This is a genomic window from Desulfosoma profundi, assembly GCF_055387865.1.
The window spans coordinates 1,576,531-1,600,000 of sequence record NZ_AP042420.1; the positions used below are offsets into that span (position 1 = coordinate 1,576,531).

Annotated in this window: 16 protein-coding genes and 1 pseudogene; 1 reads left to right on the forward strand and 16 read right to left on the reverse strand. The window is 56.1% G+C overall.

Annotated features, from left to right (window positions below; translation table 11 throughout):
• Window positions 1-86 precede the first annotated feature (86 nt).
• On the reverse strand, window positions 87-1,325 hold the full coding sequence (locus ACZ5K9_RS06795; protein ID WP_464273672.1) for a 3-deoxy-D-manno-octulosonic acid transferase: 1,239 nt from the start codon (window positions 1,323-1,325) through the stop codon (window positions 87-89).
• Between the two features lie 173 nt (window positions 1,326-1,498).
• Here ACZ5K9_RS06795 and asnS point away from each other — a divergent pair, with 173 nt between their 5' ends.
• Complete coding sequence (gene asnS, locus ACZ5K9_RS06800) at window positions 1,499-2,899, forward strand: asparagine--tRNA ligase (protein WP_464273937.1); 1,401 nt, start codon at window positions 1,499-1,501, stop codon at window positions 2,897-2,899.
• 14 nt (window positions 2,900-2,913) lie between these two features.
• Here the strand turns inward: asnS and ACZ5K9_RS06805 are convergent, their stop codons facing one another.
• The 15 genes and pseudogenes from ACZ5K9_RS06805 to ACZ5K9_RS06875 all read right to left on the reverse strand — a co-directional run bounded on the left by ACZ5K9_RS06805 (window position 2,914) and on the right by ACZ5K9_RS06875 (window position 23,055).
• Window positions 2,914-3,153, reverse strand: coding sequence for a HypC/HybG/HupF family hydrogenase formation chaperone (locus ACZ5K9_RS06805; RefSeq protein ID WP_464273673.1), 240 nt, complete (start codon window positions 3,151-3,153; stop codon window positions 2,914-2,916).
• Window positions 3,113-3,673 (reverse strand): HyaD/HybD family hydrogenase maturation endopeptidase, encoded by a 561-nt coding sequence (locus ACZ5K9_RS06810; RefSeq protein ID WP_464273674.1) that lies wholly within the window; start codon window positions 3,671-3,673, stop codon window positions 3,113-3,115. The genes ACZ5K9_RS06805 and ACZ5K9_RS06810 overlap by 41 nt, the downstream gene beginning before the upstream one ends.
• A 94-nt stretch (window positions 3,674-3,767) precedes the next feature.
• The gene (locus tag ACZ5K9_RS06815) at window positions 3,768-5,408 is read right to left on the reverse strand and encodes a nickel-dependent hydrogenase large subunit (protein ID WP_464273675.1); all 1,641 of its coding nucleotides are present in this window, start codon (window positions 5,406-5,408) and stop codon (window positions 3,768-3,770) included.
• Window positions 5,409-5,465: 57 nt separating this feature from the next.
• Complete coding sequence (locus ACZ5K9_RS06820; RefSeq protein WP_464273676.1) at window positions 5,466-6,416, reverse strand: hydrogenase small subunit; 951 nt, start codon at window positions 6,414-6,416, stop codon at window positions 5,466-5,468.
• A 342-nt stretch (window positions 6,417-6,758) separates the two neighbouring features.
• Window positions 6,759-6,986 carry a hypothetical protein gene (locus tag ACZ5K9_RS06825; protein WP_464273677.1) on the reverse strand — a complete coding sequence of 76 codons (228 nt, stop codon included), beginning with the start codon at window positions 6,984-6,986 and terminating at the stop codon, window positions 6,759-6,761.
• A 361-nt stretch (window positions 6,987-7,347) separates the two neighbouring features.
• On the reverse strand, window positions 7,348-7,806 hold the full coding sequence (locus ACZ5K9_RS06830; RefSeq protein WP_464273678.1) for a response regulator: 459 nt from the start codon (window positions 7,804-7,806) through the stop codon (window positions 7,348-7,350).
• 273 nt (window positions 7,807-8,079) lie between these two features.
• A complete protein-coding gene (locus ACZ5K9_RS06835) occupies window positions 8,080-9,513 on the reverse strand; it encodes a sigma-54-dependent transcriptional regulator (protein WP_464273679.1) in 1,434 nt (477 codons plus the stop codon).
• A gap of 87 nt (window positions 9,514-9,600) precedes the next feature.
• The gene (locus ACZ5K9_RS06840; protein ID WP_464273680.1) at window positions 9,601-11,289 is read right to left on the reverse strand and encodes an ATP-binding protein; all 1,689 of its coding nucleotides are present in this window, start codon (window positions 11,287-11,289) and stop codon (window positions 9,601-9,603) included.
• A gap of 157 nt (window positions 11,290-11,446) precedes the next feature.
• Window positions 11,447-12,397: an HpcH/HpaI aldolase/citrate lyase family protein gene (locus tag ACZ5K9_RS06845; RefSeq protein WP_464273681.1), complete on the reverse strand. Its 951-nt coding sequence runs from the start codon at window positions 12,395-12,397 to the stop codon at window positions 11,447-11,449.
• 27 nt (window positions 12,398-12,424) lie between these two features.
• Complete coding sequence (gene ppdK / locus ACZ5K9_RS06850) at window positions 12,425-15,166, reverse strand: pyruvate, phosphate dikinase (RefSeq protein WP_464273682.1); 2,742 nt, start codon at window positions 15,164-15,166, stop codon at window positions 12,425-12,427.
• A gap of 141 nt (window positions 15,167-15,307) precedes the next feature.
• Window positions 15,308-16,189, reverse strand: coding sequence for a dihydropteroate synthase (locus ACZ5K9_RS06855; RefSeq protein ID WP_464273683.1), 882 nt, complete (start codon window positions 16,187-16,189; stop codon window positions 15,308-15,310).
• Between the two features lie 106 nt (window positions 16,190-16,295).
• A pseudogene (gene acsC, locus ACZ5K9_RS06860) lies at window positions 16,296-17,647 on the reverse strand (acetyl-CoA decarbonylase/synthase complex subunit gamma).
• Window positions 17,648-17,727: 80 nt separating this feature from the next.
• Window positions 17,728-19,941 carry an acetyl-CoA decarbonylase/synthase complex subunit alpha/beta gene (acsB, locus tag ACZ5K9_RS06865; RefSeq protein WP_464273684.1) on the reverse strand — a complete coding sequence of 738 codons (2,214 nt, stop codon included), beginning with the start codon at window positions 19,939-19,941 and terminating at the stop codon, window positions 17,728-17,730.
• 133 nt (window positions 19,942-20,074) lie between these two features.
• Window positions 20,075-22,039, reverse strand: coding sequence for an anaerobic carbon-monoxide dehydrogenase catalytic subunit (gene cooS, locus ACZ5K9_RS06870; protein ID WP_464273938.1), 1,965 nt, complete (start codon window positions 22,037-22,039; stop codon window positions 20,075-20,077).
• Between the two features lie 71 nt (window positions 22,040-22,110).
• Window positions 22,111-23,055, reverse strand: coding sequence for an acetyl-CoA decarbonylase/synthase complex subunit delta (locus ACZ5K9_RS06875; RefSeq protein WP_464273685.1), 945 nt, complete (start codon window positions 23,053-23,055; stop codon window positions 22,111-22,113).
• Window positions 23,056-23,470 lie beyond the last annotated feature (415 nt).

Genomic DNA, 23,470 nt, shown 5'->3' on the forward strand with positions numbered 1-23,470 from the left:
TGCCCCTTTCCCCTTCGGCCGATATCCAGACTTGAGAACCGGCGGTCATTGACCGGATTCTATGGGTCTTGCCCGGATCGCCCGGCTCATTGTGAACTGCCGCGCGATGCAAATCGTTTCAAGAAAGGCTCAAGCCCCTTGATCTGGAGCTCCGCCGCTCCACAGAGCTCATTCAAGGCATTGCGGGCGGCTGTCTCATCCGACCCGTGAAGGAGACGCGCCGAGAGAATGTCCTGCCATCGTCGATACAGCCCCTCAGGGCTGTCCACCATGATCCCCACACCGTATTTCTGTAAAACCCGGTGCTCCTCCAAGACCTTATGGATGTGCGGTCCATAATACACTGTCTTTCCCCAGGCCACAGGTTCCACGATGTTATGTCCTCCCACAGGCGCCAACGTTCCACCGCAAAAAATCAGGTCGCCCACGCCGTAGAGTTCAAAGAGATAGCCGATGCCATCCACCAGAAGGCAATCAGACGACCGCCGGCTCTGAATTCCAGAAAGCACTGAAGATAAAAGGTCGTAGCTGAGTCCTCGGTTCTTCAGCCATTCGGCCATTTGGGGCACCTTTTCCAAGTGACGCGGCGCAAAGATACCCACAAGATTCGCATTTTCCTCTTTGAGTTTCCAAAAAATCTCCAACAGAGCCAGGCATTCTCCACCGCGCAAGCTTCCTCCCACCAATACGGGAATACCGCCCGGGAGCGTAAGCCGTTGCTTCCAAAGACTTATCGAGTCACGGTCGGCTCGCTCCCCAAGGGCGTCGTACTTGGAGGACCCCGTCACAGCAATCCGATGGGCCGGGACCCCGAGATTCATCAGACGAACTTTATCTTCCTCGCTCTTGACGGACGCCCATTGGACAGAACGAAAAACATGTCGAAAAACCGAAAAAAAACGCCGATAGCGCCGCCACGACCGGGAAGACACCCGCCCATTCAAAAGGACCACTGGCACCCGATGCTTGCGGAGGCACCAATGGAGTATAGGCCAGAACTCACTTTCCAACGCCACGAAAAGATCCGGCCGGAGCCGTGAAATAGTGCGGCACACGGCCCAAGGGACATCTAAAGGAGCCGCAAGGACATGAACGGTTTCAGGGACACGAGACCGGGCAAATCGGTAACCCTGAGGCGTCCCCACGGAGAGAAACAGTTTGACTTCGCGATGTGCATCGTGCAGTCGCCTCAAAACTCCAAGGGCCCCAGCGACTTCCCCCACCGACGCTGCATGAAACCACACACGAGGACCAAAGCAGGAGGCACCCGGGGCCCAATTTGCAAGCAATCGCCGCTTCCAAAAATCTCTCTCGCCCTGCCCCATGTGGATTCTCTCCTTGCTCTCTCAAAGTGTTCCATTTTATGAGATTCTTGTCCAACGCCGCCTTACCGGAAGAATCAGTCTATAAGACCGGCGGCACCGTTACCAAAATCCGCAAAGAGAGGCAACTGCGGGATACCCCAGGAACCATCCCAGCGCGCGGAGGTTTTCACGACATGAGAAAGGCCGTACGTATCGCGGAAATTTTTGGAAACGAATCTGCATTCCGAGGTCAGGATGTCCTCGTCCACGGGTGGGTGAGGACTCGAAGAGATTCCAAAGCCGGTGTCAGCTTCGTCGAGCTGAACGACGGCTCGTGCATCAAAAACCTTCAGGTCGTCTTGGAAACGAACCGTCAGGACATGGCGGCCATGGCAGACCGGCTGACCACGGGATCCTCAGTCCAGGTTGAGGGCACCGTTACGCCTTCTCCAGGCAAAGGCCAAAGCATCGAACTTTTGGCTCGGCAGATCGTTCTCTTTGGATGGGCCGATCCAGGGCGGTACCCATTGCAGAAGAAACGACACAGCTTTGAATTCCTCCGAACCATCGCCCACTTGAGGCCTCGGACCAATACGCTCGGGGCCGTCGCCCGCATCCGCAACCGGTTGAGCTATGCCATCCACACGTTTTTTCAAAAAGAAGGGTTTATCTACATTCATACGCCCATTATCACCACCAGCGATTGTGAGGGGGCCGGGGAGGTTTTCCGCGTGACCACTTTGGATCCGGCCAAACCGGTCCCAGGGCCGGAGGAACTGGTCTATGAAAGGGATTTTTTCCAAAAACCCACATTTCTCACGGTCAGCGGACAGCTTCAGGCCGAAATCTACGCCCTGGCCTTAGGAAAGGTTTACACTTTCGGGCCGACATTCCGAGCGGAAAACTCCAACACCAGCCGCCATCTGGCCGAATTTTGGATGGTGGAGCCGGAAATGGCCTTCGCGGACCTTTCGGACAATCTGGCGTTGGCACAGCGTTTCCTTCAGTATGTGGTCACCGATCTCTTGGAACACGCAGGGGAAGATCTCCGGTTCTTTACCCAGTTTGTGGAACCCTCTCTCCCGGAATCTCTTAGGATTTTGGCGGAACAACCTTTCGAGGTGATTCCCTATACCGAAGCGATAGAAATCCTAAACAAAAGCAAAGAATCCTTTACCTTTCCTGTAACGTGGGGTGCCGATTTGCAGTCGGAGCACGAGCGGTATCTCACGGAAAAGAAATTCCGGAGGCCTGTCGCCGTCATCGATTTTCCCAGAGACCTCAAGCCATTTTACATGCGAGTCAACGAAGACGGCCAGACGGTCGCCGCAATGGATGTTTTGGTTCCTCGAGTTGGAGAAATCATTGGTGGATCCCAGAGAGAGGAACGACGGGATGTGCTGCTGGAGCAAATGCACCGCAAGGGAATCGCCCCGGAAGCGTATACCTGGTATGTGGAACTGCGGGAATTCGGGTCAGCTCCCCATTGCGGATTCGGTCTCGGGCTGGAAAGGCTCGTGCAATTCGTCACCGGCCTCCCGAATATCCGTGAAGTCATCCCGTTTCCCCGCACTCCAGGCCATGCCGACTTCTGAAGGCGGCGGAAGGATCATGCATCGGGGCTATCGGAGACGTGGGCCGCCAACTCACGAAGCAGCCGTAAAGATTCCTCGGCTTCGCGAGGATCGACCTTGTGCAGTGCAAACCCCGCATGGACGATTACATAATCGCCAACGCGGGCTTCTTCGGGCAACAACGTCAGAACCGCCTTGCGCACGGCTCCCCCAACCTTCACGGTAGCCATTTCATCATGGATTTCTATGATTTCCGCCGGAATCGCCAAACACATAGCCTTCTGCCTCATCGGTCCGGGCTGATCCTTGGGCCTTGAAAACCCAAGAGCCGCCCGCTTTCTCGATTTCCTCCAGAACCAATCTTTCCAAAACCGCCACCTTGGCCGCCACAGGAGGCGTCAGCGATATGCCCCACGGCTCAATGTCCAAGGGCTCAATACCTAAAATGACACATGAGGGACGCCGCCCGAGGACTTCCGCATAGGTTAAAGCTTCCACCAGATCCAACTGGTGCAGGGAGTTCTTGAAACTGACCCTCCTTGCCAATACGTCTGCGGACATCCGATGAATGGTTCCCGGTTCGGCGCCGTTTTGCACGGCGTCGATCACGATCACGTGATCGGCTTCCGAAATGGGCCCCAGCAGCTTAAGACCCAAAGTGCCCCCGTCCAACAGCTCCACGTTTTCCGAAAAGTTGTAAGAACTTTCAAGACGGTGCACAAGATGCACGCCGATCCCCTCATCTTTCAAAAGGACATTCCCCACTCCCAGGACCAAAATCCGTTGCGACACCATGGCCCTCGACCCGCCCCCTCGGAATGGAAGAAGGGGACCCGCCTAGAGAGCCGGGGTCCCCCTCTCTGGTTTCCTGTCTTCAGCGATCTCTATACTAGACGACTTTGAATTTATACACTTGGTTACTGTTGGGATCAATCACGTGCACACCGCACGCGATACACGGGTCGAAGGAGTGGACGGTGCGGAGGATTTCCACCGGTCGCTTTGGATCCGCCACCGGTGTCCCGATGAGAGACTCCTCCACGGGGCCGGGTTTGTTGCCGGCGCATCTTGGTCCCAAGTTCCACGTTGACGGCACCACCAACTGGTAATTGGCGATCTTTTTCTCCTTAATCTCGATCCAGTGCCCCAGGGCGCCACGAGGCACGTCATTGAGGCCCATGCCTTGCGCACTGTCCGGCATCTGGTATGGCTCGAAGGTCTTCTTATCGCCCTTCTTGATATTCTCCACCAGTTGCATGATCCAGCCTTCCATGGCCTCGCCAATGACCTTCGTTTCAATGGCCCGGGCCGCAGTGCGTCCTAAGGTGGAGAACAAAGCTTCTTTGGGGACACCGAGCTGTTTCAGGACGCCGTCCACAGCTTTCTTCGTCGGTTCGTGGCCTTTCGCATAGGCTACAAGCACTCGGGCCAGCGGGCCCACTTCCATGGGCTCACCGTTGTAGCGCGGCGCCTTCATCCAGCTGTATCGATCGCCGGTATCCAGTTTTGTGTACTTCGGTTTGGTTTCTCCCTGAGCGGGGTTGAGAGCGCCATCGCCTTCATACCAGCTGTGTTTGACGTGTTCCGTGATCTTAGCCGGATCCACGGCTTCCACTTTCGTCAGGTTCCTCTTGAAAATGGCCCCGCGAGGCATGAACAAACTATCCGGCTCTTTGGCGCTTTGCGGAAATTCTCCGTAGCAGAGGAAATTGGTCGTCCCGCCGATGGATCCCCAATCCTTGTAGAAACCAGCCACGGCCAACACGTCCGGAATATAGACGTTGTTGACGAAATCCATGGTTTCCTTCCACAGATACAAGAATTCCGAAATCCGGTCGGGATTCAGGTCCGCTGCGCAACTGACCCCACCCACCACCAGGCTTTGGAGGTGCGGGTTCTTGGCGCCGAAGACGGCGTGCATCCGAGCCGCGCGCGCCTGCAGCCGAAGCGCTTCCAAGTAGTGCGCGGCAGCGATCAAGTTGACCTCCGGCGGGAGCTTGTATGCAGGGTGACCCCAGTACCCATTAGCGAAGAGCCCCAATTGCCCGCTATCCACGAACTTTTTCAGTCGGGCCTGAACGGCCTTGAAGTCGCCTGGTCCGTTCTTCGGGGCCGGGGAAACATCGTTGGCGATCTTGGAGGCCTTCACAGGGTCCGCTTTGAGGGCACTGACGACATCCACCCAATCCAAGGCGTGAAGATGATAAAAATGGACAATGTGATCGTGCAGAAACTGCGCCCCCATGAGCAGGTTGCGAATGAGTCGGGCGTTGTCGGGAATAGTCACCCCCACCGCATGATCCACGCATCGGATGGAGGCTAATCCGTGGACATAGGTGCACACCCCACAGGCGCGCTGCGTAAAAAGCCACGCATCCCGAGGATCGCGCCCTTTAAGGATGATTTCCAAACCCCGAAACAGCGTGGAACTGCTCCACGCGTTGGCCACCTTTCCGTTGGCAACTTCCACCTCGATCCGCAGGTGTCCCTCGATTCGGGTAATGGGATCGATGACAATACGCTGTGCCATATTTCGTCTCTCCTTGAGGCGGGTTTGCTGATTTAGTTTTGAGTCCCCACAGGTCCATTAAAGCTTTTGATAAAACGGCGACATGGCGTCCCAGAAATTCGGTTCGCTGCACCCAATACATGGATGGCCCGCTTCTACCGGCCAGCTCGTGCCGTCATTGAACTTCACCAGCGGGCAATTGTTGTAGGTTTCTGGACCCTTGCAGCCCATTTCGTAGAGGCAGTAGCCCATTTCGGCTTCCTTGGAACCCCATTCCTTGACGAATTCGCCGTTTTCGAAATGAGACCGACGAGGACATTGATCATGCACAGTCTTCCCGTAGGCGAACAGGGGGCGCTTATTGCCGTCCAGCTCAGGCAGCTTGCCGAAAAGGAGGTAATTGACGATCGTCCCAACGAAGTTGATGGGATTCGGAGGACAACCAGGGATGTTCACCACGGGGACCTTCAAGGCATCCCCCAGTGCGTCCGAAACACCCTTTGCGCCTGTCGGGTTGGGAGCCGCCGCTTGCACGCCACCGAAAGAAGAACAGCTTCCGATACACAACACAGCCAGCGATTTGGGGCACACTTCCCGAGCAATTTCCAGCATGGTCTTCCCGCCGATCATGCCGTAAATGCCGTTATCGGCCGTCGGGATACCGCCCTCCACCACACAGATGAACTTGCCCTCGTACTTTTTGACGGTTTGGTGGAGCACTTCCTCCACACTGTGGCCCGCCGCCGCCATGATCGTTTCATGGTAGTCCACGGAAATGGTCTCCAAAAGCAGCTCATCAATCCATGGATAGGTTGACCTGAGCACCGCTTCCGTGCACCCGGTGCATTCGGCAAAATGCAAGTACACGACTGGGGGGCGTGGGCCTGAAGACAACGCTTCGGCGATTTTAGGCGCAAAAGACGGTGCCAATCCCATGGTGGCGGAAACCATGGTGCAAAACTTCATGAAATCGCGTCGTGTTACACCCTTTGGCGCCGAGCCCTTCTGAAGCTTCCGTTCCTGTTCCATCAACGACCTCCTGTTTCCTTGACTGTGTCCCTATCACCCCAGAGCTTCCAGCCCCGGAGAACCCGCCTGTGCCGACGAGAACCGTCTGGTGTCCCTGCCAATGTGTCGGCTTGGAAACCACGTGGGTGCCCCGACTTCGCACCCATGAAACAACGGCCGAGCTTCCCTCGATATGGATTCAGCGCCGCATCGGTCATAGAGCGCGCCGGCCGCGGCATTTTAGGTTCTCGGCCTTCCGTTTCCGTGCGGTGCGTGACGTGCCAGACAATTCTCACGAGGCGTGGGCTTAAAGACCCAGGCCCACGGCTGAACATTGCATTATGATTTCGAGAACAGTGCAGATCAGTTGGCTAGTACTTCTTCAATCTTTTTAATGATGCGCGCAGGAATTGGATATTCATCTTTGACGAGGTATAGCTTCAGAAGGACGGGGTCAAATTCCATCGTCTGGGCGAGTGTTTGAACATCTATGCCTTTTTGGGCCATTTTTTGCAAAAGCTCGGTTTTAACCTCTAGCATAGGCATCCTTCCCTTGCTTTTTGCCCGCTTCCCTGAGCCAGCTCCATTCATTTATCATCTGCCGTGCTTCTCCGCGGCGCCCACTGATGTAAGCGTATATACCAATGGCAAAGCCAGGTTTCAAGGGAAAAGAGTCACAAAGTGCCGGTGCCGTCGGGTCCCTCCACATCGCCGGCAGGGCTTCGAAAAGCAAAGGGCCGCAGAGCAAGAGCTCTGCGGCCCTTTGAGGAATAAGGGGTTCTCTGGAGCTTCATCCGGAAACAGAAAGAGTTAAGGAGATCCGAACGCCGTCACGAGATGATCTGGAACGTCAGGTGTCGCTGTAACGAAAAGAAGATGATTTTCCACAGGAGAATGTTTGCTGCATCCGCAGGTCATTGAGAAACCGCAATCGCATGAGCTTGCAAAGCGACTAAAGAACCCCTTCCCTGAGAATGGGGGCCGGTGCTTGGTCCAAGGAACTTGTGAGCCTACGAATTGAAGATGGAGAATGAACCGTCGGTGCCAAAGATTGGAGGATCCGCTCGAAATCCAACAGGTCGAAAGGTTTCTTCAGAAATTCATCCGCCACGGGAACCACATCACGAGAAATCCACTCGAAATCGTAGAAGGAGATAAGAACCGCTCGAAGTGTCGCTTGAACTTTCTTGAGTTCCTCAACAAGCCGTGCCCCGTTGCCGTCCCTGAGATGATATTCCACTACACACAGGTCGTATCGCCGAGACGTCGCCAACCGCCGCGCCTGATCACACGTACTGGAGCTGTCATAGAGATACCCGGCCCGCTTTACACAATTTTCCAAAGAGCGCCTGAATGGGGCATCACTTTCCACGAGAAGAATTCGCGCACCCGAAGAGAGATTCCGCTGCATACCGCCTCCACTCAAACCTTTTCATAAGCAATAGACATGCCATTTGGTGGATTGCAAAGAAGACGAGTTACCACGGCGAGTTTCCCAGTTTTCCCCAACGGTAAAAAGATCTCTCACCCCCTGACGATCTCTGGGGTGAAGAATTTTCTTCACACAGAAGCATTGTCCCCCTCGTTCTCGGGACACGATCCCTATCGCACAGCCTCGCGGCGCGGGCTCGCTCCCAGTGCACACTATTCCCCAGTGGCCAGGACAATGGAGACTATTCTCCACTCAGGACTTTGGAAAATTCTTGCGAGGGTCGGAGGAGGATTCCAAGCCGAATTTTTTCATCCGATAAATGAGCACATGTCGAGGGATCCTCAGGAAACGGGCCGCCTTGGACTTATTTCTCCCGCATCTTTCATACACTTCCCGGATTATGTTTTGTTCCAGCTCCTCCAGGGACATGCCGTCTTCCGGCATGTTGTCCCAAACCAAAAAACGCCCTCGATCGGGGGACACCGGAGAAGCCGGCGACGGGGAGATGGCCGGTTTAAGGAAATGGAAATGCCGCTTTAGAATCAGGTCGTCGTCTTCCAGGAGGACAATGCGCTCGATGCTGTTCCTCAGTTCCCGGACGTTCCCAGGCCAGTCGTGGGTGAGGAGGACTTCCTTGGCTTCTTCGCTGATATCCCGAAATCTTTTCCTGTACTTGTCGTTGAACTGCTCAAGAAAAAAACGGGCCAAAGGCAAGATATCCTCACGGCGATCCCGAAGAGCCGGCAAGACGATTTGAATGGTCGCCAAGCGGAAAAAAAGGTCTTTTCGAAACAGGCCCTCCTCGCAGGCTTGCCACAAGTCGCGGTTGCATGCCGCCACGACCCGGATGTCCACTCTTTTCTTTCGCGTGGAGCCCAAGGGGTAAAATTCATGTTCTTCCAAAACCCGAAGAAGCTTGGCCTGGACCTCCGGTGGCAGGTCGATGACCTCATCCAAAAAAAGCGTGCCTCCATCGGCGGCCTCTAAGAGCCCTTTCTTGCCTTCGGCACGGGCCCCGGTGAACGCTCCTTTTTCGTAACCGAAAAGCTCGCTTTCGATGATCTCCGGAGTAAAGACAGCGCAATTGAGAGCCACGAAGGGGTAGGAGGACCTGGGGCTTGTGGAATGAATGAGCCGTGCGAACAACTCTTTCCCGACCCCGCTTTCTCCCTGGAGAAGAACCCCGGCGTCCGGACTCTGGGCGCTGCGAATAGCCAATTGTTGGGCTTCCAAAAAAGCTGGGCTGCTGCCCACCAAGGTGGAAACCTGATGGAGTCTTTGCATTTCTTGCCGCAGCCGCTCCACCTCATGCCTTAGGCTGGCATATTCCAGAGCCTGTTTGATCGTGACCTCGAATTCTTCCAGATCAACAGGTTTGACCAGATAATCGAAAGCCCCTTTCTTCATGGCTTGAACCACGTCCCGGACCTGCTCGTAGGCCGTGACCATGATCACCGTGGGCGATGGCCTTAATTCCTTGAGCAGCGGCAGCAGATCCAGCCCGCTCTGGTCGGGAAGGCCGATGTCCAGCAAGACCAAATCGGGTTCGAGCACTCCAGCCAACCTCAGGCCTTCAGCGGCGGTGCCCGCTTCCTGAACGTGGTAGCTTTTGCTCAAGAACCGACTGATGGCTCCGCGAAATCCGGTTTCGTCGTCAATGATGAGAATGGTCGGCGCTGTTCGCATGGGCTCGCATTATACCTCGTCCGCTCAGAGTTATCGCATGACAGGGTGAGAAGACTTCTTCGAGGATGTTTCAGACGCACCGCAGCATCAGTTGATGGTTTCTTCCATCGCCGGCATGTTTGTTTTCTTGGTCAGCGGAAACACGACACGGAAAAGACTCCCTTTCCCAACATGGCTCTCGACTTCCATATGGGCACCGTGCCGCTCGAGGATTCTCCTGCAGATGCTCAATCCAAGGCCTGTGCCTTCCGCTTTGCGGGTGAAAAAAGGATCGAAGATTCTGCCCTCATCCTCCGGAAGAATCCCCTCACCCGTATCTCGCACACTGAGAACCACCCGCTCTTGGGCCTCGTCCACACGCGTTTGGACCTCCATGCGACCGCCGTTCGGCATGGCCTCCACGGCATTGATCATGAGATTCATGACCACCTGGCCGATCTGGTCGGAGTCCATAATGATGTCGGGCATGGCGTGGTCTAGGTCCAGAAACAACTCGATCTTGGCCTTCCGAATGTGGACTTTTGATAAATTATGGCAATAGCGCACAATGTCGTTCAGATTGGCCGGCAGGAATTGAGGCTCTCGGGGACGAGCAAAGTTAAGCACCTCACGGACGATATTGTCGATTTTCCGGACCTCCTGAATCAGATCCGAAAGCATTTGCGCCTGATTGTCGTCCAAATCCAATTCCCGCTGGAGCATCTGCGCATTGAAGTTGATCGTGGCCAGCGGATTTCGGATCTCATGGGCGATCCCGGCCGCCAAGGTGCCCAAGGACTGGAGGCGTTCCGTCTGCTGGAGACGTTGCTCCAACTTTCTCGCCTCGGTTTCGTCCTTTTCGTAATACACGATGCGCTCCAATTGGGAAGACAGATTGAGCACCGGAAAAGCATACAGGCGGTAAAATCCTCCCCAGCGCGGATGCGGGCCTTCCTTCTGCACGGGACGGCGACTGAGGAAGCATTCACGGACGGGACATCCGCTGGGCGGTTCTGAAGCTTGATACAGAATCTCCCAATAGTTCCGGCCCAGCAGCTGGTCCCTGTGTCCATAGGTTTTTTCTGTGGTTTCGTTGATCCGGAGGATGCGCCCGGAAGCTTCCAGGAGGAAAATACTGTGCTGGATGGCGTCGAAACTGATTTCCAGTTCGGTTTTCGCCCGCTGGACGGACTCAAAGAGCTGGGCGTTTTCAATGGCGACGCCGATCTGTTGCCCGATGGTGGTCAGAAACTCTCGACGGTCATGACGGATCTGGAGCGCTCCATGGTTAGCCACATAGAGGAGCCCCAGAATTCCTTTCTGGGTAAAGAGAGCGATACGGATAATCTCGTGGATGTCCTCTGCGGCCATGCGGTCTCTCAAGGCCGGGAAGAAAAGCTGCTCCCTTTTAAGCCACGCCACAGGGTTCTTCAAACGGCCGGCCCCGGACCATCCGTGACCCACGCGAAAGGACCGGATGTTCTCCACAAGAGTTGACGAAAAACCATGTTGAGCGGCCAATACCATGGTCCCCACACCTTGGCCGTCGGATTTCAACAGATAAATGGCCCCCATTTTGAGCTGCAAGGTGCGGAGAATGGCAATCAGCGATTGCTGGAGCACGTCTTCTAGGCGCGGTGAGCTATGAATGGCGGAAGAGATATCGAACAGGATCTGCAGCTCATTGTTCTGGCGGGTGATTTGTTCCTTGAGCACCGATGGAGTCTCGAACTCCCCGCCCTCGATTGGGGAGGGATTTTGCAGCGCAGTCCACTCCGGTGACATGATCCTCTTCATTTTTCCTCGATGGTTCCCATCCTTTGATGAGGTTAAACACCTTTTACGAGGGAGTACCATAGAAGGATGCGCTACAGGACGTGAGCCGGGGTTGAAGGTATCGCAGCAACGGTGAGCTTGCCGAAAGACGTGTAATCGCCTCCCTCACAGCATTTTTCTAAGACCGTACGGTCCCGCTAAGGTCATCCCGGTGGCGGGCGGCTTTTGCCACCGCCACTGTCACTTGGGCAACCCGAACGGAAGCCGCATCCACCATTTTACCGTCAACGGCCACGGACCCCTCACCTCGGGAGCGTGCCGATTCATAAGCCTCAACGACGCGTAAACTCCTGGCCACGTCCTCCTCTGAAGGGGTGAAGGCCCGATTGATCACTTCCAGTTGATCGGGATGGATGGCCCATTTACCATCGTAGCCAAGGGCGCGGCTCATGGCGCACGAGCGAGCCAGGCCTTGGGGGTTGCGAAAATCACCATAGGGAGCATCCACAGCGGCGAGACCCGCAGCCTTGGCCGCCATGACCATTCGACTGAGAGGGAAAAGCCAGCGAAGCGTCTCTGGGCCGTCCTCCGCGTCCCCATGACCGCTGATCCCGCCGCTGGGCATCCCCACAGATGCCCCGTAGTCGGCGATCCCGAATACCAGAGCCTCCAGACGCGGGGAACTCGTGGCGATGTCCCGGACGCGCAGCATCCCTTGAGCCGTTTCGATGGACGCCTCCAAGCCGATTTTCTTGGGGAAACCAAACCGCGCTTCCATTTGGGTCAGCCAGTAGTCAATGGCCTGGATTTCCGCCGGATCGTTCACCTTGGGCACCACGATGACATCGAGAGAGGAACCCGCCTTTTCTACCACATCGATGAGGTCCCGATAGGCGAAAGGCGTGCCCATGTCGTTGATGCGGTACGCCCGAACCCGACCTTCCCAGCCGGAGGCCGTGAGCGCCTCCACCACCGCATGGCGGGCCTTTTCCTTTTCGTCCACGGGGACACTGTCTTCCAGGTCGAGCATAATGACGTCGGCGGGAAGACTCAGCGCTTTCCGCACCATCTTCTCCCGGTTGGCCGGAACAGAAAGGATCGACCGTCGCAATCGGATGGGGCGCTCCATGACTTTTCCCTCGTCCCGAATTTTTCCTTACTGATCCCGGATAGCGGCGCGGGCGGCGGCCAGCCGAGCGACAGGGACCCGATAAGGTGAGCAACTGACGTAGTTGAGGCCGATGCGATGGCAAAACTCCACAGAAGAGGGCTCCCCGCCATGTTCTCCACAGATGCCCACCTTAAGATCCGGCCGGGTGGCCCGCCCCTTTTCCACCCCCATTTTCATGAGTTGCCCGACGCCCTCCTGATCAATCCGCTCAAAGGGGTCGAAGTCCCAAATCCTCTTGTCCAAATACTCGTGCAAGAACTTTGCGGCATCGTCACGGCTGATGCCAAAAACGGTCTGGGTGAGGTCGTTGGTGCCGAAGGAGAAGAACATGGCTTCCTTGGCAATCTCATCGGCCGTCAGTGCACCTCGAGGCACCTCAATCATCGTTCCGACCACATAGTCCACCTGGACTCTGTACTGCTCCATCACCTGACGCGCCACCTCATCGACCACCTGCCTTTGATGGGCCAGTTCCGCCACATGCCCCACCAAAGGGATCATGATTTCAGGGTGAACGTCAATGCCCTCCTTTTTGACTTCGCAGGCGGCTTCCAAAATGGCCCGTGCTTGCATCGCCGTGATTTCCGGGTAGGCAATCCCGAGTCGACACCCACGATGTCCCAACATGGGATTAGCCTCGTGAAGAGCTTGAATCTTCGCCCGAACGCGATCCTCCGAAACCCCCATTTGCACCGCTACTGTACGGATGTCGGCGTCTTCCGTGGGTAGGAATTCGTGCAGAGGCGGGTCCAGAGTCCGGATGGTTACGGGCAACCCTTTCATCACCCGGAAAATGCCTTTGAAATCTTCCCGCTGCATCGGCAGCAGTTTCGCCAAAGCCTTTTCGCGCCCTTCTTTCGTGTCTGCCAGGATCATTTCGCGCACCGCGTGGATCCGCTCCCCTTCGAAAAACATGTGCTCGGTGCGGCACAGCCCGATCCCCTCCGCTCCGAACAACAATGCCGTCTGGGCCTGATCCGGCTGGTCGGCGTTGGTGCGAACGCCGAGGCGCCGATGCTCGTCCGCCCATCGCATGAGCTCCACGTAATCTTGATAGATTGTAGAATCTTCAGGTTTCAGTGTCTTTTCCAAGAGGACTTGAATCACTTCAGAGGGCTTTGTGGGAATCTGGCCCACAAACACCTCGCCGGTGGATCCATCCACGGAAATCCAGTCGCCTTCTCTGACCACACGGCCGTTGGCGGTCATCTGCCGCTGCTTGTAATCAATCTCCAGGTCCCCGCATCCCACCACACAGACTTTCCCCATTTGGCGGGCCACAAGAGCCGCATGTGACGTCATCCCCCCTCGGGAAGTCAAAATCCCTTGGGCTGCGTGCATCCCTCGAATATCATCCGGGGACGTCTCCAGGCGCACCAGGATGACCTGTTCACCCCTTCCCGCCCACTCTTCCGCATCAATGGCATTGAACACCACGCGGCCGCTCGCAGCACCTGGCCCGGCGTTCAGTCCTTTAGCCAACAGGGCCTTGGAGGCAATGGCTTTTTGTTTCGCTTGGGCATCGAAAATGGGCCTCAGCAACTGGTTCAACTGATTGGGCTCCACCCGGAGCAAGGCCTCTTTTGGGGTGAGAATACCTTCCCGGACCATGTCCACGGCAATCTTGAAGGCGGCAAAACCCGTGCGCTTCCCCGTTCGGGTTTGGAGCATCCATAGTTTTCGGCGTTGGATTGTAAATTCGATGTCTTGCATATCTCGGTAGTGCCGGTCGAGAATCTTTCGAATCCGTTCCAGTTCGGCGTAAGCCTCCGGCATGGCTTCTTCCAAAGAGACCATGTGGGGTTCCGTTTTCTGGCGAATGTTAATCGGTTGCGGCGTCCGAATGCCGGCGACCACATCTTCCCCTTGGGCATTCACGAGGTACTCACCGTACAGAACGTTTTCCCCCGTGGCTGGGTTTCGGGTAAAGGCGACCCCGGTGGCACAATCATCTCCCATATTGCCGAAGACCATGGCCTGCACATTGACCGCCGTCCCCATATCGTCTGGTATGCCATTGATCTGTCGGTACGCGATGGCCCGTGGATTATCCCAAGACCCGAAAACCGCCCCGATGGCTCCCCAAAGTTGCTCCTTTGGGTCCTGCGGAAAATCTTTCCCGATTTTTTTTCGGATCAGTTGTTTGTAGCGTTGGCACAGTTCCTTAAGATCCTCCGCGCTCAACTGGTTGTCGTACTCGACCCCCCGGGCTTTTTTCAGTTCATCGATAATCTCCTCGAAAGGATCGATGGCGTCATGGCTTTCCGCCTTCAATCCCAAGACCACGTCGCCGTACATGCTAAGAAACCGTCGATAGCAATCGTAAGCAAAACGAGGATCGTTGGTTTCCCGGGCTAGGCCTTCCACCGTGTCATCGTTGAGCCCGAGGTTGAGGACTGTGTCCATCATGCCCGGCATGCTGACGGCCGCACCTGATCGGACCGAAACCAGTAAGGGCTTCTGAGAATCCCCGAAGCGTCGGCCCATGACACCTTCCAGCCGACGGAGGGCCGCTTCAACGTCCTGCTCAAGTCCCGGAGGATAAGACCCTTTGTGCTGGTAGTAATAAGTGCAGACTTCGGTAGAAATCGTGAAACCTGGGGGGACGGGAATGCCCAAATTGGTCATCTCCGCCAGATTGGCGCCTTTCCCCCCCAGAAGAGGTTTCATGGCGGCACTTCCGTCGGCTTTGCCTTCCCCGAAAAAGTACACATAACGCGTTCCCATAAAGTCTTTTTCCCTCCTCGTTGTGCAAACGGTTTTCGATGCTGGTCTTCACCCCGGGGCGATCAGAGACACAAAAACCCCACCTCGCACGGATGGGGTTTTTGCACTGATCGAATGTGAGCAGCGAGGTTCGTTGAGCGGCTACACCTCCAGCCAGGAATCGGAATAAAGAGTATGTCCGAGAATGACACGGGCTGTCTTGACAAAATCTCGCTCTTCCTTGGTGAGAGAGGCCATGTCAATTTCTTCGCCGTCCTCCACCTTGGCCACCAAGGCCTCCAGCTCAGGCCTTTGGCCGCGGGCAATCTTGTGCAGCTCCGTATCGAAGGTATCGACGATGGCCGATTGCATACCCCAGCGTTTCCACAAAATGAGCATGACCTGATTGAGAATGGGGCGCAGGTGTTCGGGCGCTCCATTGGACACGTTGGAAAGCCCGATGGTGCTGTTGCACCCCGGAGCCATATCCGGGAACATTTTCATGAAGTTCAGCGCGCTCATGATTTGTGACTGCTGGACATTGACAGGTGTCTGAATGGGATCGATATAGATTTTCTCCGGAGGAATACCCATCTCCGTGGCTCGGAAAAGAATCTCGGCGCAGAGAGCGCCTCGTTCGTTTTCATCCCGGGGCATCCCTTCAGGTCCCCAAAGAAGGCCGATGAATTCCGCGTCATACTGTTTGGCCAAGGGCAGTAGGGCTTCCATACGTTCCGGTCGCACCATGATGGAGTTGATCATGGCCGGGCATTTTTTGTGGGCTTTCAGACCCGCCTCTATGGCTTTGATGTTGGAAGTATCCAAGGCAAGGGGGAGATCGACGACCTCGTGAATCACCGGAACCAACCACGACATGAGCTCTTCGCCCGTCTTGCCCGCCGGACCGATGTTGAGATCGATGTAGTCCATGCCGGCCTGCGCCTCTTGAACGGCCAGCTCCTGGAGCGTTTTGGCGTCGCGCTCCTTCAGTGCCTTGCCGTACTTCTTGCTCATAATATTGAGGTTTTCGCCGATAAGCTTCATGGAATCGCACCCTCCTTGTGGGTTTGCATTGGCTCAGTAAGGCCCGGGAGTCGCTCCACCTGCCGGCGCGATTTTCCCGCCGGCAGGCCCCCCCTATCCCGAAAATTTATTGCGGTTTGAACTCCTTAAGGAACTTCGTAATGTGGCTCGCCTCTCGAGGCCCCACCACAACGTTCCATCCTGGAATTTCTTCTTCCAGTTCACCACTGATGGCCGCCGCATAGCCGGGGATGACGATGGATTTGTGTTTCACCTTGTCCATGATGCCGCATTTTCGGACGAACGTTCCCACGGATTCGCCGTTGAATTTCCCTGCAGCCCATGCTGTCATGACCGAAAGCCCTTCCGTGTCCTGCACCAGCAACCAGGACGGCACACGGCTGGATTCGATTTCGCCGCTGACGATAAAATAGGTGAGAGAAAAGTTGCAGGTGACCAGGACAGGAGAATTCTCATCCGGATTGTTGATAGGGTAGATGCCCTGTTCAGCGGTCATGGGGCGCTGCGGGTCCGTGTAAATATTCAAACGTTCGAGCAGAAGCGGGAAATGAATTTCCGGCTTCACGTCGCTCATCACAATAAATGCCGCGTACTTGGCAATGAATGTTGCCGCGACCATGGCCTCATTGAGCAGATCATCGGCCATTTCCGATGCGAAGATGATGGTTGGATAGCCGAGGGGACGAAACGGTTCTTGATAGCCGCACGCCGGATCTGGATCTGTTCCTCGAAGGCCTTCTTGAGATCCCGTGTGCCTGTGTCGATCACGAGATCTTTCAGGCCCATGGCGGCCAATTTTTCCGTCACGGCGATGACACTTTCCACTGTGCCTTCACCTTTCACGGCCAAAGGACATCCGGTTTCCTTCGCCAGCGCTCCCAAAGCATCCGCATTGTCGGCCGTCGCAGCGTAAAGCAAAGGCTTTTTGTCTTTCAATTGCTCCACGGCGGCTTTGAGCACATCCACCTTGTCGGAAATCAAAATCAGAGCCGCGCCTGTTCCGTCTGAAATCTTTTTCGCCAGCGCAGTGAATGCCGCGGCGTCTCCGTTGGCGTCTTGAACGGCAAACATTTCCGGTCGCAGATTCAGGCCCACCCGTTCAAACTGGCACGCTTTGAAACGGGCCATTTTCCCATCCACGGATGCGGCATCTTCCGCCGTTGTCACCAGGGTGGCCAGCCCCGGAGGATTGACGAAGGTCTTTTCATGTCGGAAGAGAACGGTTTCGCCGCCTACCTTCACCGTGTACTCGCCGGTACCCACGGCCAACGGCCGCACAGGAGGCGCGGAATCCGCGGCCAGCTTCTCTTTCGCCGCCTCAGACACATGAGGGCACGCATCCAACTCGGCCTTTCCTGCCGCCAAATTCATGGCAAAGGCCAAACACGTGGGAACGCCGCAGTCACCACAGTTCGTTTTGGGAAGAAGCTTGAAGATTTCAATTCCTGTCAGGCCCATCTGTTTTTCTCCTCATCGCCTCTCTCGTGAGAAACACGTAAAGAGGCCGGGGGCACTCCACGACACCCCCGGCCCACTCTTTAACCAAGAATCGGTTCCATGGTCAGTGCCGGATGGCCCACTTCCTGGAGGAACGGCAGGATTTCATCTTCGGTGACGCCCTGCTCTTCCGTGGCAATCATGTCAATGAAATTGGGAATGCCAATCTCTTCACCACGTCGGATGAGTCGCTCGCGGATTTCCTCCTTGAGCATCTTGGGCATCCACACCAACCGCTTGATGCCGCCGTCACCCGCGATGAACTTACGCTGGGTGATATTGTACTTGCTGTGGCCCACAAAACCTGGGGTGACATTGCCCCCGCCGATGGTTCCGGCCAAAGTGGTGAACTTCATACCGCACGGCGTCATGCCCGGATAATCCCGGTTCACGGTCATGATGCCGTTACAGATGGGAAGAACCGCCGCGATGCATTCACAGCATCCGCAGGTCGTCATGGGATCGTAGACGACGCTGTAGAAATTATAACTGGTGACGGCGCCGCGGGAGGCCCTTTCCACAAATTCGTTGACGCCCTTCCAATTGCCGTATCGAGCATCCAACGTCTCCCCTTTGGCGATGGGCTGATTCGGCCCCGTGGGGTTGATTTCGTAGGAAGCTTTGCAATCGAGCCAGTTGTACGCACCGCAGAGCCCGGTGCGCTCCGGGCTGATAACGCACACGTGGGTGGGCGCAAAGGATTGACACAAGGTGCAGGAATAGTAAATTTCCGTGGTCTCGTCGGTCATGCCCTCGATCCGCTCGTCGCGGGTTCGATACATCTGCTGAGCCATCGGCAGCAATTCTTTGACCTTGGCTTCATCCGTGTAAATCTTCACCTGGCATTTGTCAAAGATCGCCCCAAAATCCTGATGGAACTTGGCATGGAGAATCTTTCCAATATGTTCCAAGGTGAAGCCTTTTTCCACCGCTCCCTTACCAATGCGGTACCATGCAATGTCCCGTTGCCCGATGTGCATGACACCTTGAGCATAGTTCACTAGGTGGTGGATCTGGCGTTCCAGAATGGGCTCGTAGTCTTCTTGCATCTTCCGCCCGGCAACCTCGACGATCACTGCCAAAGGCAGGCGGCTTCCTGGTTGCACGTCTTTGATGTCTGGTCCGAAAACTTCCACTTTGCCGTCTTCCACAGCGTCCATTTCGGCAATGCGCACCAATTCGAAACACGGTGTCTTTCCGCCGCCGCACTCCAGATAGACATCCTCCTTACGGACACGCTCACCCTCGAAAGCGGGACCATACGAGACAGGAACGGGCACTTCCGTGATGGTGACCTTCAAGCCGCGCACTTCGATGGATTTGGCACAAATCTGACTGTGCGGAACGCTGGAAACCACATGTTCGTACGTACAAATACCGGTGGGCAGAATTTCCGGAATGTCCGTATCCGCAATGGTCGGGAACCCCCAGTTGATGGCCCCGGCCGCATTGGCGGCCCACTCCGCGTTCACTTCACCGAGGGCGTTGACAAAGGCGAAGATCCGATCCTTGTTGTAAAGGAGGATCTTGCGATAATCGCCAGGCTGCACGCCGCCGAAAGCCATGGCTGCGCGGTTGGCGAAGCCCAAAGCGAAAACGGCTGCAGAAATATCCGGCCCAAAGGGCACAAGCCGCGTGGACCATCCAATCTGCACTCCAGCTTCCAGCAACTGCTGCGTAAACGTGGTCCCCGCTTGGTTGGCGCACATAAACACGTACAGGTTCTTCCTTTGGTACTCCTCGGCAATCATCTTCGCCGTCTCTGGATCGGGCGCTGCCCCAACGATGGCCGCAAAGCCCGGCGCACTCCCGTCCACGAATTCGATCCCGCGTTTCCGCATGATCGTGTCATCGGCGGCACCCACCCATAGCTTACCGGATTCCACATCCGGATCTTCCACTGCCTGATAGAAGTCGGGATCTTCAACGTAGCGGATGGCCTCAAAAATTTCCTCGGCCAAAATCGCCGCCATCCCTGCGTCCAATGTGCCTCCTAAATACGGTGTATGGATCCGCCCCTTAATGTGCGGCGGCAAGAGCTTCTTGCACCGCTCAAGAACCGGCTCGGCATCGGCCAGCTTCTCCACCTTAATCCCCAGAATTGAGTAAATAATTGGCAGATAATACGCGGTGTTCGGAAACTCCAAGGGCTGATTCGGGCCGTATTTGTCCATGGCCTCCTTGAACTTGCCCTCAACCTTGGACACGATATTGTATGCACCTTGAATCGCCGCAAAGGCCACCAACCGAGACATAGCAAGACTCCTTTTCTTAAGGACGCTGCCGTTGATTGAAAGCCGAACCCTTCCAGCTTCTCGCCGGATCTTCTTGACGCTGTAGGCTCGGCGCCGGAGGCCCGGCGCCGCCTTTCCCAAAAACGCCTGCGGCCTAATCCAGGGCGCGGCGGTCGGCCATATCGAAGAGCTTGCGTTCGCGCGGGCCCATGATCCCCAAAGCTTCCCGCTTCTTGTCAATGTGGGCGATCATCATGTGGGCCATCTCATACGGATCCGACGCAAACCCCCACTTGCCAAACCCCATCTCCTCCAAACCCTCGAACAAGAGCTTGTGGAACTTCGTCCCCTCCAGGATCGGGAACGTCACCCCAAAGACCGTGTACACCCCAGAGGCCACAAAATACTGCCCGATGCTGATGGCCTTCTCGCTCATCCATTCCGGAGCCGCCCCCGCCACGGGAAGATCCGCTATGCTCGTGCCCAATCCCCCCACGCGCACCATCTCCGCACACGCAATGAGAATGCGGCTGTTGTCCACACACGACCCACACCCCAAAACCGGCGGCATCCCCACCGTCTCGCACACCTCCGCCAATCCATCCCCAGCCAACACCGCCGCATCCGGCTTCATCAACCCCGCCTTGGCCAGGGCAATCTGGGAACAGCCCGTCTGCACCACCAGCACGTTGTTCTTGATCAGCTCCTTGACCAACTCCACATGCACCCAATCCTGCTTCACCCGAGGGTTCGTGCACCCCACCACCCCGGCCACACCCCGAATCCGACCGTTGATGATATTCTCATTGAGCGGCGTGTAGCTCCCACGGAACGTCCCGCCCAACATGTAGTTGATGTACTCATGGCTGAACCCGTGCACCCCCATGTCCCGTCGCTGAGGAATCACCACCCGCCCAGGACGGTTCTTGAACCGCTCAATGGCCAACTCCACCACCTTGTTCGTGCACTCCCGCGGATGATGCTCATGAAACTCGATGTGCTGCGCCCCCTCGATCTTCGCCCGAGGATTCGTCGTGAAAAACTTCGTCCCATAACACTCGCTCATCTGCACCAGAGCCTGCTTGATGCACTGCACGTCCACCGCCATGGCATCCACCGCCCCCGTGGCGATCACCGCCTCCGTGCTCATGAAATTGCCCGCATGCGGCACCCCGTGCCGAGAAAGCACTTCCGCCCCGGAACAGCACATCCCCAATAAATTGATCCCCGCCGCCCCAGCTTCCTTCGCCTTCGCCACCAGCTCCGGATCGTTCACCGAATCGATCATCGACTCAAACAAATTCGGCTCGTGACCATGCACGATGATGTTCACATGGTCTTCCTTCAAAAACCCCATGTTCACCCCGGCCACCAAAGGCTTCGGCGTCCCAAACAAAATGTCCGAAATCTCCGTGGCCACCATCGACCCGCCCCAACCGTCCGCCAACGCCGTCCGAGAACACTGCCGCACCAAATTCTCGTAATCCTGGTCCACCCCCATATGGGTCCGATGCATGATCTCCATGATCTCCCGCATCGCCCCACGTGGCACAACCCCGTATTTGCGCCACGTCTCCAACGTCTTCGCCGGCACCCGGCTCACAAACGGAATCTCCCCCTCCACCTGCGTGTATGTCCGCTCCAACTCCTTGTAGAGATCCTTCGCGATCTCCATGGTCTCGCGACCTTCCACCTCTATGCCCACACTGCGCGCCACACTGCGCAGCTTCTCCTCATCCTTGATCTTGTAGTCCGCGATCTTCCCGTTCACCACCTCACGAAACACATCCAACATCGTCATCCCGTGGTCCGTGTGCGACGCACACCCCGAGGCCACCATCCGCGCAAAATTCCTCGCCGCTATCGTGTCTATGGTCGCCCCGCACACCCCCACCTTCGAATACGGATCCTTCGGGTTCAACCGGCACGGCCCCATGGCGCAGTGCTTACAACACGCCGAATCCGCCCCAATGGGACACGCCTTCATCTCCGCCGCCCGCTGAAACGCCGTCTCCACACCATCCGCCGCCGCCTTCTGCAGCATCTGAATGGTCGCCTCACACGTCGAAAACTCACGGAAATTATATGCCTTCTGCTTCTTCTCTTTTTCCTCAGCCATGGCCATTCCCTCTTTTCCTCTTCATGAGGTCTCTTGAGCCGTTCCCCACGCCCCTATGGTCTGTGTCCGGATCAGCACATTTTCTGAATGAAATTTTTCACTAATTTCACAGACTCAGGATGACGCAAGATCACAGCATCCGCTCCGGCCAGCAGGACATCCACGGCCGTAATGGCTTCCATCATCACGGCTCTGGTCTTTTGATCCCCAAGTTGCGGTGCCTCTTCATTGGTTTGGTTGGCTTCCTTGGTCTTCCACACCTCATTGCCGACGTTGCAGATCATGGGCTGAAGCAGCTTCTCGTCGCCTTGGGTCAAAGCCGCTTGGTTGATGCGTTCGATGACGGAGTAAGTGTATTCCAAACCATAACCCAGACTGCCCGTTGTCGGATCCATGACAATCTTGTCTTCCTTCACGCCCAAATTGCCGAGAAGAATATTCAGCTGTTTGGCGAGATTGACATCAATGGGCGTCGAAGCGACCACCGTGTGCTTGTAGCCTAAACAGGCCGCCGCAATTTGTTTGTAGTCGCCCTCTTCCACAGGGGCGATGGCCAGGTTTTTCCCAGCACACTGTTCCGCCACGAGGCGCATCACCTGGGTGTCCTTTTCGTGATTGGCCACACCCCAGACCACCACGGGGACATTGACAGCATCCACGACCTTTTTCACCACCGCGGCGACTTCTTCTGCCGGCCTGTTGTCGGCATTGGGATCGGCGCTTTTGGTCTGGATCACAAGGATTTCCGCCCCATATTCGTCGACGCACTTTTTGGCCCACGCCACCGGGTCGCCAAGGACGTCTTTGAACGGCTCCTTGGCCGCTTCGGACCACTCATTACTGGGGTCTTTATCCCAAATTTCCATGGCGATTCTTGGGGGATGCGGCACCTGGCCTTCAAATGTGCAAAATGCAAAAGCCGATCGACCGCCAATGACCACCGCTTTGTCGCCGACGCCCAGGGTCACCTCACGAATGCTTCCGGTATACTTTTGCTGTACAGGTTGGAATGCCAAGGTTGTCCCTCCTTTCGATGCTTGTGCCTTTTTTCATTTTACAGTTCAGCCCATTGTGCCTAATGGATCTTTGCCACAGACCTCCTTTTGTGATCACGGATTAGGAATGGAAAGCCTGGTCCAGTCAAATGGAAAGGGCCGCCTTGAGAGCGCCGAGATAGAAGCCGACTCGGCCCCATGATCCCATCGCTCACATCTGCAGCCCTTTTTCATGATGACCATCCGAATCGATGTAAACGCTTGGTTTCGAGGTAGGTTCCGGCATAAAGGCAGTGCGCCGGTAATCAAAACGACCCCACGCGACTTATGAGACACCTATGCATATAAGATCCCTAGAGGCTTGTCAACTCGTTTCGCAGGCCCGACTCGCCTCTGCGGCGCCGTTAAGTCGGTTTTGTGCTCACGTCCTGTGCTC

Excerpts from the sequence above, each read along its gene's own strand:
- ACZ5K9_RS06795 (WP_464273672.1), bottom strand. The coding sequence starts at position 1,325 with ATGGGGCAGGGCGAGAGAGATTTTTGGAAGCGGCGATTGCTTGCAAAT.
- asnS (WP_464273937.1), top strand. The coding sequence starts at position 1,499 with ATGAGAAAGGCCGTACGTATCGCGGAAATTTTTGGAAACGAATCTGCA.
- ACZ5K9_RS06805 (WP_464273673.1), bottom strand. The coding sequence starts at position 3,153 with ATGTGTTTGGCGATTCCGGCGGAAATCATAGAAATCCATGATGAAATG.
- ACZ5K9_RS06810 (WP_464273674.1), bottom strand. The coding sequence starts at position 3,673 with ATGGTGTCGCAACGGATTTTGGTCCTGGGAGTGGGGAATGTCCTTTTG.
- ACZ5K9_RS06815 (WP_464273675.1), bottom strand. The coding sequence starts at position 5,408 with ATGGCACAGCGTATTGTCATCGATCCCATTACCCGAATCGAGGGACAC.
- ACZ5K9_RS06820 (WP_464273676.1), bottom strand. The coding sequence starts at position 6,416 with ATGGAACAGGAACGGAAGCTTCAGAAGGGCTCGGCGCCAAAGGGTGTA.
- ACZ5K9_RS06825 (WP_464273677.1), bottom strand. The coding sequence starts at position 6,986 with ATGAATGGAGCTGGCTCAGGGAAGCGGGCAAAAAGCAAGGGAAGGATG.
- ACZ5K9_RS06830 (WP_464273678.1), bottom strand. The coding sequence starts at position 7,806 with ATGCAGCGGAATCTCTCTTCGGGTGCGCGAATTCTTCTCGTGGAAAGT.
- ACZ5K9_RS06835 (WP_464273679.1), bottom strand. The coding sequence starts at position 9,513 with ATGCGAACAGCGCCGACCATTCTCATCATTGACGACGAAACCGGATTT.
- ACZ5K9_RS06840 (WP_464273680.1), bottom strand. The coding sequence starts at position 11,289 with ATGAAGAGGATCATGTCACCGGAGTGGACTGCGCTGCAAAATCCCTCC.
- ACZ5K9_RS06845 (WP_464273681.1), bottom strand. The coding sequence starts at position 12,397 with ATGGAGCGCCCCATCCGATTGCGACGGTCGATCCTTTCTGTTCCGGCC.
- ppdK (WP_464273682.1), bottom strand. The coding sequence starts at position 15,166 with ATGGGAACGCGTTATGTGTACTTTTTCGGGGAAGGCAAAGCCGACGGA.
- ACZ5K9_RS06855 (WP_464273683.1), bottom strand. The coding sequence starts at position 16,189 with ATGAAGCTTATCGGCGAAAACCTCAATATTATGAGCAAGAAGTACGGC.
- acsB (WP_464273684.1), bottom strand. The coding sequence starts at position 19,941 with ATGTCTCGGTTGGTGGCCTTTGCGGCGATTCAAGGTGCATACAATATC.
- cooS (WP_464273938.1), bottom strand. The coding sequence starts at position 22,039 with ATGGCTGAGGAAAAAGAGAAGAAGCAGAAGGCATATAATTTCCGTGAG.